Source organism: Novacetimonas pomaceti (assembly GCF_003207955.1).
GTDB lineage: Bacteria > Pseudomonadota > Alphaproteobacteria > Acetobacterales > Acetobacteraceae > Novacetimonas > Novacetimonas pomaceti.
Genome location: NZ_NOXG01000134.1, coordinates 1 through 509, shown reverse-complemented (window position 1 = coordinate 509; position 509 = coordinate 1). Strand labels below are relative to the sequence as shown.

General features: G+C 63.9%; 1 pseudogene. It reads left to right on the top strand.

Annotated elements, in window-relative coordinates:
* Window positions 1-225, top strand: a pseudogene (locus tag CFR71_RS16045) (hypothetical protein); the annotation flags it as partial.
* Window positions 226-509: the final 284 nt, after the last annotated feature.

Here is a 509-nt window from a genome sequence, read left to right as displayed (position 1 = left end):
GCTGCCTTCATCTGCTTCATCGGCGGCGTATGGGCGGCCTGGCAGAGCCGCAACGAACAGAACCGTTCGCCCGGAAAGGTCGGTATGGCAATCGCCGGCATCGTGCTGTGCGGTCTTTTCGCAACGGGTCCGCAGTGGATCAACAAGGCTGCCAACACCGCGTCCGGCGGCTCGGCAACCGTTGGTACGCAGGCTCAGGCCTATCAGTTCACGAGCGGCGGCTAGGAACCCGATCGCAATGGCCCGTCTCACACAGTCTTTCCGGCTGCTGCCGCGCCCATGGGATCCGTCAGCGCCAGGCGCCAGGGAGATGGGTGAGCCGGGCCTTTTCACATGTGCCTGCTGCGGCCTGATAACGCCTGGTCGCAGGTTTCCATGGCATGGTGACGGACCCGGGCCTGTCTGCGCCTTATGCAACATCCTGCAGGATCCGACCCGTCCGGCCATTGAACGCGAAGCCGTCCTGATATGGTGGCCGAAACTGCCGCAGACCCGCATCATGACCCTGA